Annotated in this window: 13 protein-coding genes and 1 tRNA gene; 9 read left to right on the top strand and 5 right to left on the bottom strand. The window is 58.3% G+C overall.

Annotated elements, in window-relative coordinates:
- Positions 1–206 precede the first annotated feature (206 nt).
- Positions 207–282 (top strand) — tRNA-Lys (locus RCJ00_RS05225).
- Between the two features lie 366 nt (positions 283–648).
- Complete coding sequence (locus tag RCJ00_RS05220; protein WP_316220687.1) at positions 649–1,953, top strand: hypothetical protein; 1,305 nt, start codon at positions 649–651, stop codon at positions 1,951–1,953.
- Positions 1,954–2,016: 63 nt separating this feature from the next.
- Here the strand turns inward: RCJ00_RS05220 and RCJ00_RS05215 are convergent, their stop codons facing one another.
- Positions 2,017–2,505 carry a hypothetical protein gene (locus RCJ00_RS05215; RefSeq protein WP_316220686.1) on the bottom strand — a complete coding sequence of 163 codons (489 nt, stop codon included), beginning with the start codon at positions 2,503–2,505 and terminating at the stop codon, positions 2,017–2,019.
- Positions 2,506–2,948: 443 nt separating this feature from the next.
- Between RCJ00_RS05215 and RCJ00_RS05210 the strand changes: the two genes are divergently transcribed.
- Complete coding sequence (locus tag RCJ00_RS05210; protein WP_316220685.1) at positions 2,949–4,649, top strand: methyl-accepting chemotaxis protein; 1,701 nt, start codon at positions 2,949–2,951, stop codon at positions 4,647–4,649.
- Positions 4,650–4,732: 83 nt separating this feature from the next.
- Here the strand turns inward: RCJ00_RS05210 and RCJ00_RS05205 are convergent, their stop codons facing one another.
- Both RCJ00_RS05205 and RCJ00_RS05200 read right to left on the bottom strand, forming a co-directional pair.
- Positions 4,733–4,978, bottom strand: coding sequence for a hypothetical protein (locus RCJ00_RS05205; protein WP_316220684.1), 246 nt, complete (start codon positions 4,976–4,978; stop codon positions 4,733–4,735).
- A 130-nt stretch (positions 4,979–5,108) separates the two neighbouring features.
- Positions 5,109–5,876: a FadR/GntR family transcriptional regulator gene (locus tag RCJ00_RS05200; RefSeq protein ID WP_316220682.1), complete on the bottom strand. Its 768-nt coding sequence runs from the start codon at positions 5,874–5,876 to the stop codon at positions 5,109–5,111.
- Positions 5,877–6,141: 265 nt separating this feature from the next.
- Here RCJ00_RS05200 and RCJ00_RS05195 point away from each other — a divergent pair, with 265 nt between their 5' ends.
- The 6 genes from RCJ00_RS05195 to RCJ00_RS05170 all read left to right on the top strand — a co-directional run bounded on the left by RCJ00_RS05195 (position 6,142) and on the right by RCJ00_RS05170 (position 15,091).
- Positions 6,142–6,795, top strand: coding sequence for an RraA family protein (locus RCJ00_RS05195; protein ID WP_316220681.1), 654 nt, complete (start codon positions 6,142–6,144; stop codon positions 6,793–6,795).
- A gap of 76 nt (positions 6,796–6,871) precedes the next feature.
- Complete coding sequence (locus tag RCJ00_RS05190; protein WP_316220680.1) at positions 6,872–7,645, top strand: SDR family NAD(P)-dependent oxidoreductase; 774 nt, start codon at positions 6,872–6,874, stop codon at positions 7,643–7,645.
- Positions 7,646–7,658: 13 nt separating this feature from the next.
- Entirely contained in the window at positions 7,659–9,086 is a 1,428-nt protein-coding gene (uxaC, locus tag RCJ00_RS05185) for a glucuronate isomerase (protein ID WP_316220679.1), read from the top strand.
- Positions 9,087–9,099: 13 nt separating this feature from the next.
- Positions 9,100–10,230, top strand: a complete 1,131-nt coding sequence (locus RCJ00_RS05180; protein WP_316220678.1) for an enolase C-terminal domain-like protein — start codon at positions 9,100–9,102, stop codon at positions 10,228–10,230.
- Between the two features lie 32 nt (positions 10,231–10,262).
- Complete coding sequence (locus RCJ00_RS05175) at positions 10,263–11,861, top strand: rhamnogalacturonidase (protein WP_316220676.1); 1,599 nt, start codon at positions 10,263–10,265, stop codon at positions 11,859–11,861.
- A 353-nt stretch (positions 11,862–12,214) separates the two neighbouring features.
- Positions 12,215–15,091 (top strand): TonB-dependent receptor, encoded by a 2,877-nt coding sequence (locus RCJ00_RS05170; protein WP_316220674.1) that lies wholly within the window; start codon positions 12,215–12,217, stop codon positions 15,089–15,091.
- Between the two features lie 120 nt (positions 15,092–15,211).
- Here RCJ00_RS05170 and adhP read toward each other — a convergent pair whose 3' ends face one another.
- Together adhP and RCJ00_RS05160 are read right to left on the bottom strand one after the other, a co-directional pair.
- Positions 15,212–16,240 (bottom strand): alcohol dehydrogenase AdhP, encoded by a 1,029-nt coding sequence (adhP, locus tag RCJ00_RS05165; protein ID WP_316220673.1) that lies wholly within the window; start codon positions 16,238–16,240, stop codon positions 15,212–15,214.
- A 134-nt stretch (positions 16,241–16,374) separates the two neighbouring features.
- Positions 16,375–17,475 carry a DUF5694 domain-containing protein gene (locus RCJ00_RS05160; RefSeq protein ID WP_316220671.1) on the bottom strand — a complete coding sequence of 367 codons (1,101 nt, stop codon included), beginning with the start codon at positions 17,473–17,475 and terminating at the stop codon, positions 16,375–16,377.
- Positions 17,476–17,677 lie beyond the last annotated feature (202 nt).

Below are 17,677 nucleotides of genomic sequence, written 5' to 3'. Positions count from 1 at the left end.
GTTTGCGCCAGGCGGTCGGATGGGCGTCCACAGGGGAGGGGAGCCAATGAGTGAGGTGCCTAAACCCTTACGATATAAGGGTTTGCGAGAACTTGAGTAAAAAACTTGGATAAAGCGCATTTTTGGCTTGAAACCGGTCAGAATTTGGCTATGTTCCGCGCCTCACCGCCGGGGTTACCAAGCCCGGCCGGATAGGAAGTTGGTTCGGGTGTGTAGCTCAGTTGGTAGAGCAGCTGACTCTTAATCAGCGGGTCCACGGTTCGAGTCCGTGCCCACCCACCACTTTCTTCTTTATTTTTCAATACATTGCAGATATCGCCCATCTGGGCATACCCCCCTGTTGCGCCTTGGGTAACAAAGCCGGCGTCACCCAATAATCTAAGGCCCAGTCGCCTATTGGCTCCAACATCTTGGGCAAATATTTGTGAACTCCGTCATCCACGAAAAGTACGTGACGTAGTTCAAGTGTGTCTTTGTTTGCGGTTTCGCCCACGTTCAGTAAATTCTTAGAAGCCGTGCTTAAAAGAATAGTCTTCCGCTCCAAGACTCTTCTAGAGGTCCGCTTGCATTAAGCCGGACGTCTTCAGGTCATAGCCTATCGAAATCCATTTTATCCCGGTATGATGCTCATGCTGGAGGAGCGCCCGAATGCTGGAAAAAGTGCTTAAGAACACCTACGCCAATTGGACCATCACGTTGGCGATCGCGATGATAACAGCATCGTTCGCTTCGGCTGGGATCAACACCATATGGGTTGCCCGTGGCTGGCTGATAATAGCTTTGGCGGGAATAACCTGGGTCTTGTTCAGAAGTGCTTATTCGCGGTCGCAGTCGCGCAAAAGTCGGATCATTGTCTGGATTTTCTTCACTCTTGGTGTCATCGCCATTGAACGGTACGAGACCGCTCAGCAGCCAAAACCGGCTTCTTCCACGGCCACAACGTCTCCTGGCAGGATGTCTATTCCGCCCCTTCGCCTCATGTTCCGGCCCAGAGAACTTTTTGCAGTCCATTCTCCAGCCTTCATCAAAGATGAGGGACTGATCGTTGACTACATATCGTCTCCAGAAAGCGGCTTTGCCGGATTTACGTATGACAACGATAAGGACGATGTGATGCTTGGCATCGATCAGATCAGCATTCGCAACGTAAGCGACAAGCCCATGCGTCTCACATGGCTACTGCATATCACGGGAGAAGGATCGGATTTCAAGCTTAAGGGCGACGGCAAAGGGCGCTGGCAACGACAGCTCAATGTCAACGATGTGCTCTACACGTCGGAGCATCATTCGATGGACCAAGACTGGACTCTTTCGCCTTACCTTCTAGCGCCGGGGAAAATAATGTCAGGTGCCTTTGCGTTTGTCGTTCCTAACGCTACACCAGAGCTTCGCCAAATTCTCGTTAATGGCCAATTGGATGCCCGTTACAAGACGGAATTGATTTTCAGCGATGTCAATTCTGGTAGGACTTTCGTGTTGTCTCTGCCCTTCGGAAAAAAGCCGGTCGTCGATGAAAATTTGAAGGATGGCGTTAAACCGGAGAAGCCTTCAATCGATCCCCAACCGCAGAGTTCATCAGCAACAACCAACTCCCGTCCTCCAGCCATACAACCGAAATCCGAAAATGTCTCATGTGGTCAGTTTGACACGAGAGGTAAAATTGCCGTTGCGGATTGCACCTTCGAGGGAGGGGGCGTTTTAAATATTAGGGTCGTTAGGCAGGCAGGTGTTAACCTTCCTCAAAGCTATCGGCTATGGGCTGAAATGAAGGATGCAGATTGTGACAGCATGTTAGTGGGAAATATGGCAGATCAAAATCAATTTGAATGCAATTTCCATTCTGGCCTTGGCGGGGGCATTCACACTTTGGGATTACGTTTAAGACTAGCAAACCCTGCTGGCTTTGATCCTAATGATCTTGGTTTCACCGTGAGAGTGACAAGAGTATATTAGCATGGGTCAGTTTGGCCGTAAGCATTTCGGCTACAAACACAACACTTATCTCTGCGCTCTATACTATTTCCAAATCGGCTTTAGTTTTATCGTTTTAGCAGACCAATGCCCGACATATAAAATCAGAAATTGTATATCGCTGCGCTTCACAGGCCCATCGAACTTGATTTCGATCTTAGTCGATATTCCCTCTTCTAATTGGGCCCAATATTGACCTGCGTGGGCCGGCAAACTTACCTCATCGCCTCCCACAGCAATAGATGTGGCGGGAATGGACACGCCGTCTATATCAATAAGTCGATTTTCACTGGAGTTGTCCCAGAAGGTCTTCCTTTTGGCGCTGACCCTTAAAGTACACACTGCTACTGGCTCTTCAACACAGCCCACCATGTAGATGTCGAACTTCCCATCATGATACGCTGAATTTGGATCAGCGACCGCATTCGGAGCTGCGCATGCTTGCCCCCCAAGGAACGAGGCCATAAACATAGTCAGTGCTGCGAGAGCAGATGAGAATGGAGAAGTAAATTTCGGCAAAGTGATTGTTTCCATAAAAAACCTTAAATGCAACTTTTAGAGGTCCGTCGCTGCTACTTCAGCATAGCAGACACGCAAATTTAAACCATAGCAAGTAAGCAACATTTTCCGCTTTCGTGTGCCGAATAGGAAACCGAAGAAGGACTTTGCAGGTCAGGCAATTTTATTATCATCGGCAATCTGTGCCGACGGACTTGATCTGATTTAGGTTCGCTGCGGCACAAACCAAAGCCCACATTTGCCCTGGCTCAAAGGCATGTTCTGCTGCCTGATCATTGTTTCCTGCCGCAACCTGTTCTTTTATAAAGCAGAAGGTCGGGGCGGTCTTCACATTGACGGGAGGGACGACACGGCGCCGCCAAAATTGCCAGATATAAAAATTTGTTTTACATAAAAAATTAACCAAAAACGCGTTCCCATAGTACCGGAAGTTGTAAATTCGGGTTCTGGAGCAAAGCGTGAAAATTCAAGATATGAAAATCGGCACGAAGGTTCTCTTGCTGATCGGTTTAATGAGCCTTGTGACGGCTGTTGTCGCGGTGGTCGGGGTGACGCGAATTAACTTTCTGAACGCCGGCCTCCATAATGTGACATCGGTGGATGATGTTTCCCTTCTGGGCGCCCGCATGAACCAGAACCTGATCATTATGAACCGATCGGAATATCGGGTCGCCGCAGATCCTTCAGCCGACACGATCGCGGCGGCCAAAACCGTGGCGGACACCAATCGCAAACAGTTTGGCGAGCGGATGGCCACTGCGATTGCCGCCGCAAAATCAGATACCGAAAAACAGCACCTGAATGGCATCCAGGTGGCTTATAAGGACTATGAGGACGGACTCGACCGCACCTATGAAACGGCCGGGCAAGTCGGCCAGTTGGCTTCCATGAGTGATGCGCAAAGAAAGATCTATGATCAGGTGAAGCTCAATCGAAGCCGAGCGGATAACCTGCAGAAGACCATCAAGACCTATGTGGATTATCTCGATGACAAGGCTCAGAAAACAAGTGATGGCGCCATAGCCGCAGGCCAATCCGCAATCCTGATCATGCTATTGGTCGCTGCCGGCGGCATGGGTATTGGCATAGTGATAGGTGTTGTCTTCAGTCGCGTTCAGTTGGTGCGTCCCATTGCCAGCCTGACCTCGGCGATGGAGGCCGTTGCGCGTGGCGACGACAATGTCAAGGTTCCGGGCGTCGAACGCGGCGACGAGATTGGCGCGATGTCACGCGCTTTCGGGGATAACGCCCAGCGGGTAGCGGCCCTTGCGGAGCAGCAGCTTGAACAGGAAACCTTAGCCGTTCGTGAACGTAAGGAAGCCACGCTTAAACTGGCTGACGATTTCGAAAAATCTGTCGGTGTCATTGTCACTCTTGTCTCCTCGGCGGCCACGGAGATGCAGGCGGCGGCCGCCCAGTTGAGCGCGACCGCACAAGAGACTTCGGCTCAGTCTGTCGCTGTCTCTGCCGCTGCGGAAGAGGCCGGTGCGAATGTGACCTCGGTGGCCTCATCGGCCGAAGAGCTTGGCGCCTCTGTGAGTGAGATCGGCCGCCAGGTCGAGACATCGGCTCATATGTCCGCTGACGCCGTACGCGAAGCCGATCATGCCGCCAGCATCGTCGACGAGTTGAACGAAGTGGCCGGTTCCATTGGCGGCGTTGTCGATATGATCACCGGGCTCGCCTCGCAAACCAATCTGCTTGCACTAAATGCGACCATTGAGTCGGCCCGTGCGGGTGAGGCCGGTAAAGGCTTTGCCGTCGTGGCGTCCGAGGTTAAAGCCCTGGCCGGCCAGACTGCCCGTGCTACCACGGAGATTTCGGCCAAGATCGCACGAATACAGGAAGCGACCGGGCGAGCGTCTGCGGCCATGCAGAACATTTCCGGTACGATTCAGAACATCAACGAGACATCTACCGCGATTGCTTCCGCCGTCGAGCAGCAGACGGCGGCCACACAAGAGATCGTACAGGCCGTCAATCAGGCCTCGATCGGTACGTCTGAAGTCAACTCGAATATTACGGGTGTCGCCGGTGCGGCCGAACAAACAGGGGCGGCGGCGTCACAGGTTCTGAGTTCATCCAGCGAATTGGCGGAACAAGCTGAACGGCTTCAGCATGAGATGGATAAGTTTCTTTTCACAGTCAGAGCGGCGTAAGCCTGGCAGGCAGAAACAAAAGGCGGACCGTTCAAAGGTCCGCCTTTTTTATTGCTCTGTTCGCCGCCGGTAAGGTCTACGTCCTACGACCCGATGGGGCCACCGAACGCGGACACCAAAACCATCAGCGCACCAAAAATCAGACATACCGGACCGAAGATAAAGCGGGTCGCCCAGTCGGCGCGGCGTTCGCCCAGGAGCTTGGTCCACATGGCACCGCGGCCGTAGCTCATCGTCCAGGCGCGGAATTTCACCGACGCGAACATGAACCAGCCCAGAACCATGGCCAGGAGACCGAGGGCGATCATTACGATATTACCGATTGCCATTGCCGCACTTTCCTTCGTATGCCTTTTATTACAAAGGCCTATGCCAAGCCATGCGGCGCGTGTCCAGTCCATAACCGGGCGCCAGAATCAAATCCACATGCCGTCTTTATATCCGGACGTCTCGCCAGAATTACTCTCGCTGTAATTCGGACAGTCGGCCGATGCGGTCGGACCAGAACTTGTCATAGGCCTCATCGAAATGGTCCGACATGGCGCGGCTGGCGCCGGCCGGATCGCCGGCGATTACCGCTTCGGTAATGGCTTCGTGCAATTGCTGCACCTTCTCCACTTCGGAGTTGCTCGACCGGCGTTCCATTCCGTCGCGCATGGAGGCTTCGAAGACCTGGCGGAAGGCTTCTATCAGGATGACATAGAGCGGGTTGCCGGCGGCTTCGGCCAGCGCCAGATGGAAGCGCAAATCGAGCGCGGAATATTCGGCGCCGGCGTGCAAGGCTTTGCGCATCGCCTCAAGCAGCGACCGCAGCTTGCTGATATCGTCGGGCGACCGCCGGGTCGCCGCCAGGGCCACCATGCCGATTTCCAGGCTGCGGCGCAGCTCAAGCACGTTACGCGTGTCAGCCTGTCCGATAAGAACGGCATTCTCAATAACCTGGCCGATCATCTCCCCATCGAGCGGCGTGATGATCGCACGCTTGCCGACCGCCATTTCGATCAGGCCTGTGCCGGCCAGGGCGCGCATGGCTTCGCGCACAACCGGACGGCTGACGCCGATCAGGGTGCTGAGCTTGGTCTCGCTGGGCAGCTTGGCGCCGGGCCTGAGGTTTTCCCGCGCCACATAGTCCCGGATGTAGTCAATGACCTGATCGACCCGCCCGGTCCCGGTCGCCGGTTTCAAGGGCACGTCTTTTGCCGCCAGTTTATTCACGTCTTTGCGCACTCTCAATCCGCGGGTTGGCGGCCCGAGCCGCCGCCAGCCTACACTCGCCAGCCAACACTGGCCACATTAGACCGGCCAAACTACACCGTCCCGCGTTCGGGTGTCCATAAATACTGTGAAAGGTCTTGCCGGGGCAAAAAAATGCAGATAAAGCTGTAATACAGGTTTTAGCCTTGAGGTAAGAGGCCGCCGACACAGGCGTCCCGCGCACCCTCCGCAATGGGGTGCAAAAATACCTTATAACGGCAGGGAAGGGTGACGGACTATGGATGATGCGAGCCTTTTTGACCTGTTTAGAGCCGAATTATATACGCCCGTCGTCGGCGACATCCTCGACGACCTTGGCTTTACGCATCAGTTCCTTCCGCAGCCGATCCAGCCGATGCACACCGACATGAAGCTTGTTGGCCGGGCAATGCCGGTCCTGATGATCGATGTTTATGGCCGTCAGGATCAGCCGTTCGGCCTGTTGACGCAAGCCTTGGACCAGTTGCAGCCCGGCGAGATCTACCTGGCCAGCGGTGGCGACATGCGATGCGCCTATTGGGGGGAGCTCCTGACCACAACGGCGCGGACACGCGGGGCAGCGGGCGCGGTTATCAACGGGTTTCATCGGGACACGCCGCAGGTATTGGCGCAGAACTGGCCGGTGTTCAGCCGTGGCCGTTTCGCGCAGGATTCCGCCGTCCGGACAAAGGTAGCGGATTATCGCTGCCCGATCGAGATTGGCGCCGTCCGCGTAAATCCGGGCGATCTGGTCTTTGGCGACATGGATGGCGTCGTCATTGTTCCCGCCAGCCAGGAAGGGGTGGTGGTGGAAAAGGCTTTAGCGAAGGCGCGCGGCGAAAAGCGTGTCCGCCAGGATATCGAGGCCGGACTGTCCAGCACGGCCGCCTTCGCCAAGTACGGAATTCTTTAGTCATGAGCGACGGTTTCACATTCGACGTGTCCGCAAACGGCCGGACCGCGCCAATCTTCAGAAAAGGACAGGGCCTATGACGGCGACTTTATCTGCACTCCCGTTTTCTCTGGACGGAGAGGTTGCCCTTGTCACCGGTGGCGGCAGCGGGCTTGGCCTGGCCATGGCTCGGTGCCTTCATGCCGCTGGCGCAAAAGTGGTTCTGGCCGGGCGGCGGGCCGATCTGGTTGAGGCCGAGGCCCAGGCGCTCGGAGACGGTGCCTATGCCGAAACCGTCGATATTACCGCCTTCGATGAGATGGAGGCCTTTGTCGCGCGGGTCGAGGCGCGGGTGGGGCCGATTTCGATCCTCGTCAATAATGCGGGCAACCATCTGAAGAAGCTGGCGGTCGATACGCCGGTCGAAGAGTTCGCGACTGTGATGGATACGCATGTTTTAGCGGCCCACAACCTGACGCGCTACGTGCTTCCCGGCATGATCGCGCGCGGGCGCGGAAACATCCTGTTCATTGCCTCAATGACGTCCTTTATCGGTATTCCCCAGGTCATCGCCTATTCGGCCGCCAAGTCCGCCTATGTCGGCATGGTGCGCGCCCTGTCGGCCGAAGTGGCGGAACACGGCGTGCGGGTCAACGCCATCGCGCCGGGGTGGATCGAATCGCCAATGCTGCGAAAGGCCTTGTCCGGAGATGAGGCGCGCGCCGCCAAGATATTGTCGCGGACACCGATGAAACGGTTTGGCCAGGCGGACGATATCGGCTGGGCCGCCGTCTATCTGTGCTCACCGGCGGCGCAATTCGTCACGGGCGTGGTGTTGCCCGTCGATGGCGGCGCGGCGCAAGGCTTTTAAGGCGGGGGTACCTATGACGACGACATCTGCGCCCCTGAACCTCCATCCCGACCGGCTGTTGCCGTCCGATCCCGCGACACGCGCCATCGCGCGGGATCTGTATGACAGCGTCTGTGCCCTGCCCATCATCAGCCCGCACGGGCATACCGATCCGTCGTGGTTTGCCGAAAATGCCCCGTTTCCAGACCCGGCCAGCCTGTTCATCATTCCGGACCACTACATTTTCCGGATGCTGTATAGCCAAGGGGTGGCGCTGGAAGACTTGGGCGTGCCGCGGATCGACGGCGGTCCGGTCGAAACTGACCCGCGCCGCATCTGGCGGATTTTTGCCGAAAACCAGCATCTGTTGCGCGGCACGCCAAGCCGCATGTGGCTCGATCACGCCTTTCACGACATTCTGGGCGTAACTGAGCGGCTCTGCGCCGAAAGCGCGGACCGGGTCTACGACCACATCGCCGAGCGGCTTCAAAGTCCGGAATACCGGCCGCGCGCTCTGTTCGAGCGCTTCAACATCGAGGTCCTGGCCACGACGGAAGGCGCTTTGGACGATCTGCGCCATCACCGCGCGGTGGCGGCAAGCGGCTGGTCCGGGCGGGTCATCACCGCATTCCGGCCCGACGGGGTCACTGACCCGGACGCGCCGGGATTCCATGCGGACGTGGCCAGGCTGGGCCAATTGACCGGCCGGGATACGGCGACGTGGTCCGGCTATCTCGATGCGCTCAGGGACAGGCGGCGGTATTTTATCGAACACGGGGGCTGCACGTCCACCGACCATGGTCATCCGACCGCCCATACCGAAGACCTGAGCCCGGAGGAGGCGGCGTCGCTGTTTGCCCGCATCCTGTCTGCAGATTCAAGCGCACGTGACCGGGAGGTGTTTCGCGGCCAGATGTTAACCGAGATGGCGGGTATGAGCCTGGAAGACGGCCTGGTGATGCAAATTCATCCCGGCGCGCTTCGCGGTCAAAACCCGTACATCCAGAAAACCTTCGGTGAAGCCAAGGGCGATGATTTCCCGTCGCGCACGGATTTTGTCCATGAACTCAAGCCGTTGCTTGACCGTTTCGGCAACAATAAAGACCTCACCATTATTCTCTTCACCCTGGATGAAACGACCTATGCGCGCGAGATCGCGCCGCTGGCCGGGCATTATCCCGCCCTGCGCATTGGGCCTGCCTGGTGGTTTCATGACAGTCCGGAAGGCATTATGCGCTTTCGCGAGCAGACGACCGAAACCGGCGGCTTTTACAATACCGTCGGGTTCAACGACGACACGCGCGCCTTCTTTTCGGTACCGGCGCGTCATGATGTGTGCCGGCGCGTCGACTGTTCCTATCTGGCGCGTCTTGTTGTTGAGCACCGCCTCGACAGGGATGAGGCGCACATCGTGGCCGCCGATCTCGGCTATCACCTCGCCAAGCGCGCCTATCGTCTGTAACCGGGAGAGCCCTATGTATATCGAAAAATTCGAAACCTGGACGTGCAAACGTCCCAAGGGCCTGTTCGACGAGGCGCGCGAAGGGGCGGCGCCCATGCCTTGGGATTACGCGGTCGGACGCATCACGACCTCCGACGGCGTCGAAGGCATCGCGACCTTTTGGGCGGCACGTTCCGGTGCGGTGACGGAGGCCTATCTGGCCGACGTCATTGCGCCCGTCATTCTGGGCCGCAGCATTCACGACCGGGAACGGATCTGGCAGGATTTCTGGAACATAGACCGGCACGGCGCCTTTTTCCCGGTGTTCCTGCCGGGCCCGATCGACGTCGCCCTGTGGGATGCCGCGGCCCGGACGGCGGGGCTGCCGCTCCATCGCTACATCGGCAGCTACCGGACCCAGATGCCGGTTTATGCCAGCAGTTTGTGGCTGCCCGCCGTCGAGGACTATGTCCGCGAGGCCCTGCATTACAAGGCCAAGGGGTTCAAGGCTTACAAGGTCCATCCCTGTGGCCCCAGTGCGATGGATATGGAGATACATGCCGCCGTGCGCGCGGCCGTGGGGCCCGACATGGTCCTGATGAGCGATCCGGTGGCGGAATACACCCTGGCGGAAGCCATACAGGTTGGCCGGCACCTCGAAACATTGAATTATCATTGGTTTGAAGAACCCTTCCGGGACTATGAGCTGGACAAATATGCCAAGCTGAGCGCCGCGCTCGATATCGCTATCGTCGGCACCGAAACGACGCGGGGTGGCCCGTGGGGCGTTGCCCAGGCGATCAAGGCCAATGCTTTGGACGCGGTGCGCGCCGATGTGTCGTGGAAGGGGGGCATTACAGGCACGCTCAAGGTCTGTCACCTTGCCGAAGCACATGGTCTGAATTGCGAACTGCACACCACCACCATGGGGCCCATGGATATTGCTAACCTCCATGTCGCCTGCGCGGTGCGCAATTCAGAATATTTCGAGCTGTTCGTGCCCGAAGAGACGTTCCAGATTCCGATGAAGCAGAGCTTTTATGACTTCATCGACTCGGCGGGCGACATTTCGGTGCCCGAAGGGCCTGGCCTTGGCGTCGATATCGACTGGGACCTGGTTGATAACAGCTGCGTCTCTCACCGGGTATTTCAACGCAAGGCCTGACCGGTCATCCTATCAATTGAAAGAACAGCATCATGGATTCTTTATCTGGGTTAAGCCGGCGCGCGATGGTGATGAGCACGCTTGCTGGAACGCTGGCCGGGTTCGCGGGCGCGCCGTCTCTTGTCCGGGCCGCTTCGCTGCGCGGGTTTTACGAGGTGCGCGATTTCGGCGCACGGGGTGACGGCAAGACGATCGATTCCGGCGCCATCAACAAGGCCATCGAGGCGGCGGCGCGTGGCGGTGGCGGCACGGTCGTGGTGTCGCCCGGTGATTACAAGTGCTTCTCGATCCGGCTGAAGGACAATATCACCCTGATGTTGTCGGCGGGCGCCACGATCATCGCCGCCAATCCCGATGTAGACGGGGCGCATTATGACCTGCCGGAGGGTATATTCGAGGAACAACTGGCCTCGCACGGACAGAGCCATTACCGCAACAGTCTGATATATGGCATCGGTCTCAGCAATATCGCGATCGTGGGTACCGGGCGTATCCACGGCCTGGGACTGGACCGTGAAAATCCCGAACCGCGCTGGCACGGCATTCCGGGCTGGGTATCGCCCAAGGACCAGGGACTTGATCCACAAACGGCGCGTCTGAAAGATCCGGAGGAGCGCAGATACGAAGGCCGTGCCGGCAAGAGCATCGGCCTTAAGGAATGCCGTAATGTGGTGCTGCGTGATTTCTCAATCCTGCAAGGCGGGCATTTCAGTGTCTACGCCCTGGGGTGCAGCAATATGACGATCGACGGGCTGATGATCGACACCGACCGCGATGGTATCGACATCGACTGCTGTCGCGACGTCCGCGTCAGCAATTGTATCGTCAATGCGCCGAAGGATGACGCTATCGTCCTTAAGTCCAGTGGCGCGCTCAACCGCAGCGTCGTCTGCGAAGAGGTGAGCGTCGTCAACTGCAAGACCAGCGGCTACTTGCTCGGAACCATGCTCGATGGGACCTATGTGCCGTCGCCTTACGTATCGCCGGACAAGCTGGGCGTTCTGGGGCGGATCAAGCTCGGCACGGACTCGGTCGGGGGGTTCCGCAACATCCTGATCTCCGACTGTATTTGCGAAAACTCGCGCGGGCTGCAACTGGGAGCCATCGATGGCGGTGTGCTGGAGGACGTGACATTCTCCAATATATCGCTGCGCAATCCGGTCAATCATCCGTTCTTCCTGCGCCTGTCCGTGCGCAATCGCGCGCCTGTCGGTGCGGGCGTAGCTCAGGTCCGCCGTGTGCGGTTCTCGGACATCAACGTTTCGGGCGCTTTGGGTGCATTTCCCTGCGGTATCGTTGGGGTCGAGGATGGCATTATCGAAGACGTCAGTATCGACAATGTCCATATCGTCAACTCAGGCGGCGGGAGCGCGGAAGATGCGGCACGCGTGCCGCCGGAAAGGCGCAATTCCAGTTTGGAGCCCAGCTTCATGGGTGTGCTTCCGGCCCATGGGCTTTATGTGCGTCATGCCCGAAATATCACCGTGCGGAATTCGTCGTTTGAGACCACGGCGCCGGATGCACGCCCGGCTCTTTATTTCGACGATGTTACCGGCGCCAAGGTCAGCAGTCTGTCTGTCCCGGGCCAGGCGGTAAAGTCCGTCAATAGCCGCGATATACAGGTAAGCTAAGGCGTCCAAGGGTTAGATAGTGATAAATGGGTGACACAAATTCCCGTTTTCGAGAAACCTGTAATACAGCTATTGGCGACCGCCGATGAATCCTGTATTACAGGTTTGTTCGCTTAAGGCCGCGAACTCATAAAAATGAATACCCCGGTCTTGTGACCGGACAGGGATTAGAAGCGACCATGAGACTATGAGGCGCCCGAAGTGCGACCTGTGTCGTGATTTCACTCTCTCAGCCAACGGCTGAGACCTTCGGCTGCAAGTTTCACCTTGATCTGATTTTCAAGCCTATCCGGGTCACAGCACGTCCGTGAGTCTGCTTTAGAGCCAAAACTGGCCATATAGGGAAAGAAACAATGCGTTCCGAACTTAAGATCACGATCTGCCGCAGCGCCTCTGCGCTTGCCATTGCCATTATGGCGTTTAGCCCCGGCTGGGCGTTCGCGCAGACGGCTACACCGCCGGATCAGCCTCAGGCAAATCCGGCGGCGGACGAACAGGTCGTCATTATCAAAGGTTTCCGCCGATCGCTCAGTAATGCGCTGGCCGTCAAGCGCCGGGAAACCGGCATTGTCGACTCGATTACCTCCGAGGACATCGGCAAATTTCCCGATTCCAACCTGGCCGAGTCGATGCAGCGGGTGCCGGGCGTGGCCATCACCCGCGGCGATGGCGGGGAAGGCAAGACGATTTCGGTACGCGGTCTCGGCGCCCAGTTCACGCGGGTTCTGATGAATGGCATGGAGGGGGCCAGTTCGACCGGTTCTTCGGATATCCGTTCCGGTTACGTCTCTTCGCGATCATTCGATTTCAGCGCTTTTCCTTCGGAACTGTTCAGTTCTTTGAAGGTGCGGAAAACCAGTGAAGCCGACGTGGAAGAAGGATCCCTGGGGGCGACCGTTGAGCTTGAGACGCCGCGTCCGCTGTCTTACAGCAAGGATTTCACCGCAGCGGTGAGCGCTGAAACGACCTATGACGATCTCGGAAAACACAACAGCCCCCGCTTTACGGCCGTCGTGGCGAAGAAGTTCCTGGACAATAAACTCGGCGTGGGTGCTTCCGTGGCCTGGACCGAGCGACATACCCGCGAAGAAGGCTGGTCTGCGATCGATATTCTTCAGGGCAGCCTGAATCATTTCTGTTCTCCGGTGGGCTACGCGCCGCAAAGCCCCGCCACCAGCGCTCCCAGGGGCACGGACGCAGCCAACTGTTCGACAGGCAATCCGCGCCTGCCCAATACGCCTACAAACGTCGCCAACTATACGCTCGTTGATAGCGCCAATACCTATGTGCCGCGCACGCCGCGCCTGATCCGCTCGGATCAGGACTATACCCGCATGGGGGCGACCGTTACCGTGCAGTACAAACCGACGGATCGAACCGATATCACCCTCGATGCGCTCTATTCGCGTTATGACGTGGATCGTGACGACAGTTCGCTTTCGGCGCTGTCCTTCTCTCGTTCGGCCTCACAGCACGGCAGTGCGGAATCGTCAGTGGTCGATGCGGTGGCGGCACCCGACGGCACCTTGCTTTATGGCCTGTTTAATGGCGTCGATCTTGTCTCAGACCTGACGCGTACCAAATATACGACCACCTTCAGTCAGGTGAACCTCAAGGCCAGCCAGGCATGGGACCGGCTTACGCTTGACGGATATCTGGGGGTTTCCCGTACCGTGGTGGATAAGCCGATGCGTACGCAGATTTCCATGTATGCCAACAATGTCAACGGCTTCTCCTTCGACTTCCGTAACAATGATCGCTTCCCGACCCTGAACTGGGGGATGGACGTCAATAATCCGGCCAACTATGTTTTTGGTCCGAACTCTGCGGATGCGACGGTGAACGGCGTACTCGCCATGCAGGTCGGGCGGGACACCACGGATAACGTCAATAGTGAAATTCACGCCGTTTACCGTTTGACGGACGCGCTCACGCTTAAAGCCGGCGTGCAGTACCGCGAGGCCAAGTTCGATACGGTCAGTGCCTCGCGCGTGACGCAAAACCTGGCGCCGGCCCTGCCCGCCGGGACGACAATGGCCCAGTTGACCCGTTCCCTCACGGGTTTTGGGACCACTGTGCCCGTCGACACCACTTCAGGCTGGGCAGCGCCCGATTATGACAAGTTCGATCAGGTCTTCGGGTTCTCCAGCCAGACCGGCGCTTACGCCCTGGCCGCGCCAACCGAAGCGACTCTCGATGAAAAGGTCAAGGGCGCCTATGCCCAGCTCGATTTCGACACGGACATGTTGCCCGTGCGGATTCGCGGTAATGTCGGCACGCGTTATGTTCATACCGAGCAGAGCGGGACAGGCACGTTCTCCGGCACGCCACTGGCCTTGACGCGTAGTTATGACGACTGGCTGCCGGCGGCAACGGTCACGGCAGACCTGAAGAAAAACCTTATCCTGCGCTTTGCCGTCGCCAAGGTCATGTCGCGCCCGGAACTGTCCGACTTGCTTCCAGGGGCCGTGGCGATTGCGCTCAATACGCGCACGGTATCGAGCGGCAACTTCCTTCTCGACCCCATCCGCGCCAAGACGGCGGATATTTCACTGGAATATTACTTCGGCAAGCGCGGCCTGCTTTCGGGCGGACTGTTCTACAAGGACATCGACAGCTACATCCAGACGCTTCAGCGCAATATTCCGTATGGCGAAACGGGCTTGCCGCTCAGTCTGCTGAACGGATCCAGCAACGATGCGAGCACTATCTTTACGGTGTCCAACAAGACCAACACGCCGGGCGGGCCGCTGAAGGGATTTGAGCTTAATTATCAGCAAGGCTTCGATTTCCTGCCGGGATTCTGGAAGAACACCGGAATTATCGCCGCCTATACCTACACGGAATCGAATATCGACTACTGCACCAATGCAGCCTGCACGACGACGGTTAAGGCGTCACTGGTGAACCTGTCGAAAAACACGCTCAATACGACCGTGTACTATGAAGATGATAAGCTCAGCATGCGCATGAGCGGATCGTGGCGGGACAAATTCCTGCTTCGCGTTCCATCGGGACGGGCCGGCAGCGATGTGCAAGGCAATATCGCGGGCTTCTTTTTGGACGCGAGCGCGTCCTACCAGGTCACGCCACGTCTGCAACTGCGGCTGGAGGCGCAGAACCTGACAAACCAGGAACTGGGTTTCTACCAAGACTCAGTCCGCCAGGATGCGCTGTACAGCTCCTACAGCGGCCGGAAGGTTACGGTCGGTTTTGGTTATAACTTCTGATCTGTACCGGGTTTAACGGGAAGAAGCCGGCAATCTGAGCCGGCTTCTTCCACGGCGGCCTGAGTGCGCGCTCATAAGGCATAGAGGTGGGTTGATACCCACCTCCGGATAAGCTGCGCTCTATGAAAAATCGAGCACGGTTCGGCCTTCGACCCGGCCCTGGCCAAGGTCGGTCAGGACGGTATTGATATCGTTGAGACGCGCCGTGTGAATATCGGCCTTGACCTTGCCTGCTGCCGCGAAAGCGATGGCTTCATCCAGATCGCGACGCGTCCCCACGATTGAGCCGCGGACCGTAATGCGTTTCAGCACCACATCGAAGATCGGGGTGGGAAAGGCGCCGGGCGGAAGTCCGACCAGGCTTACCGTGCCCTTGCGCCGCGCCACGGAAATGGCCTGGGCGAAGGCGGGGGGCGAGACGGCGGTCACGAGTACGCCATGCGCGCCGCCGCTGGTTGCCCGGACAATGTCGGCCACGGCGTCCGGCGACCGGCCATCCACCGCCAGATCTGCGCCGAGGCTGCGGGCAAGCGCCAGCTTTTCCGGCGCCACGTCGATGGCCGCGACATACAGGCCCATCGCCTTGGCATATTGAATGGCGATGTGCCCCAGGCCGCCAACGCCGGAAATGGCCACCCATTCGCCGGGGCGGGCTTCGGTTTCCTTAAGCCCCTTATAGGTCGTGACGCCGGCGCACAGGATCGGCGCAATATCCGTAAAGCCGATATTGGCAGGGAGGCGACAGGCGAACGGGGCGGCGGCGATAACAAATTCGGCGAATCCGCCGTTGCAGCTATAGCCGGTATTGTGCTGTTGCTCGCACAGGGTTTCCCAGCCGGTCTGGCAGTACTCACAATTGCCGCAGGCGTCGTGTAGCCAAGCCACGCCGACGCGATCGCCTTCCTTGAGGCCGACGACACCGGGGCCGATTGCCGCCACGGTTCCCGCGACTTCGTGGCCCGGGATAAAGGGCGGCTGGGGCTTGATCGGCCAGTCGCCATTGGCGGCATGCAGGTCGGTGTGGCACACGCCGCAGGCCGCGACCTTTACGAGAATTTCTCCCGGGCCCGGGGTCGGCACATCGACCTCCATGACCTCCAGCGCCTTACCGAACGTCCGAACGACGGCGGCTTTCATCTTCGTGGTCATGCATAAACTCCTGAGTCTCAGTGGGTGTCGGGAAATCACTCACCGTCTCTATGACAGGACAGGGCTGGCGGCTTTGATCACGGTCAAACCCGCGCTTGGCAGGCGCAGTTATCCAATGCTGATTGGTGGCGCGCTCATTTGAGGACGGAAATGGCGTCCACCAGCCTAACGTCGTGCATCTCGTTGAGATAGGCTTCGTAATAGCCCTTATGCGAGGCGCCGACGATGGCCAGCAGGCGCGTGCCGGGATGCTGGCCCAGAACGTCGCGGATATTGGCCACCATGCGCAGGTTGCGCGTCTCCCAATATCCGACATAGTAGCGGCCGAAGCCTTGAGGGGAGGGCTCCGTCAAGGCCGCGCCAAAATCGGATTGATAGGTGCGCATGGCCGCTTCGGGCGCATTATAGGCGCGATATATGGCAAGGACGCCGTCCGGCTGCGTGAGGCCAGCCTGCAGACGCGAATCCTCGGCCTGTCGGGCATGGGTCGCCGGGTTGTCCCAGGCGCGGGTAATCGCCTCGCCATAGGCCTTTGCTTCCGCCGGATCGGTGGGATCGGGCGTGTCGGCGGAATGATCGTCGACGCTCCATAACCGCTCAAGCCCCAGGCGCGCCGCCAGAGGGGCGGAGATCAGGCTTGTCTCATTGCGGCGGACCTTCAACTTGTCCAGTTCGGCGGTAAGATCGTCAGTGAGGCCGTCACCGGCGTGCCGCTCACCAGGCGCCAGGCGCAACCACTGCACCAGCGCGGAGTAGCGTTCGCCGGCGGCGAGGAAGAGTGCCGCCAGATGCCGGCGCTGTGCGGGCGTGGGGGCCGCTGGCCATTCAGCCAGAAGTCGTTCGGCCTCCGCATTGGCGGCCGGTACGTCGAGCCCTGTCGCCTGGCCGGCTTTGGTTGGGTCGGGACAATAGGTCTTGACCGTTTCGGCATATCGCGAGGGGTAACGGCGCAGGGCATCGCATTGCAGGCCGGACATGTCTTCGGTGGCAATGGCGGTTGGATGCCAGGCCGCCAGACGGTCGAGCAGCGGTGTCAGGGTCTTTGGGTCAAAGGTGTCGGGCAGGCCGGACACATGCATCGTCCCAAGCACCAGCACGTCATTGGGGGCGCTGATGGCAGGGCGTTTCAGCGTCTGCGGATGAAAGGGTGGCTGATAGTCCTGCGCCTGAACGGGCAAGGCTATTGCGAGAAGGCAGGCGGCGAAAGTACCGGTAAGGACAGACAAACGGGGCATGGTGTACAACCTGGCAGCGGAAGACTCTGTATCGCCGCTAACCGGTATCAACGCAACGATTGCGGGCGTTAAATTTACGTCATGTTCCGGTGCCAAACCCGTCTTTGAGCATTGGCCCCGCGTTATTCCGGGTCATTGTCCAGCCTGGTTTTCTCTTTGATATTATAATGCACCGAAGCAAAATCTTTTGACACATAGCTGA

Origin of the sequence: Asticcacaulis aquihabitans (assembly GCF_032490435.1) — a bacterium.
GTDB lineage: Bacteria > Pseudomonadota > Alphaproteobacteria > Caulobacterales > Caulobacteraceae > Asticcacaulis.
The sequence above is the reverse complement of the archived record's forward strand: the minus strand, read 5'-3'. Positions and strand labels throughout refer to the sequence as shown.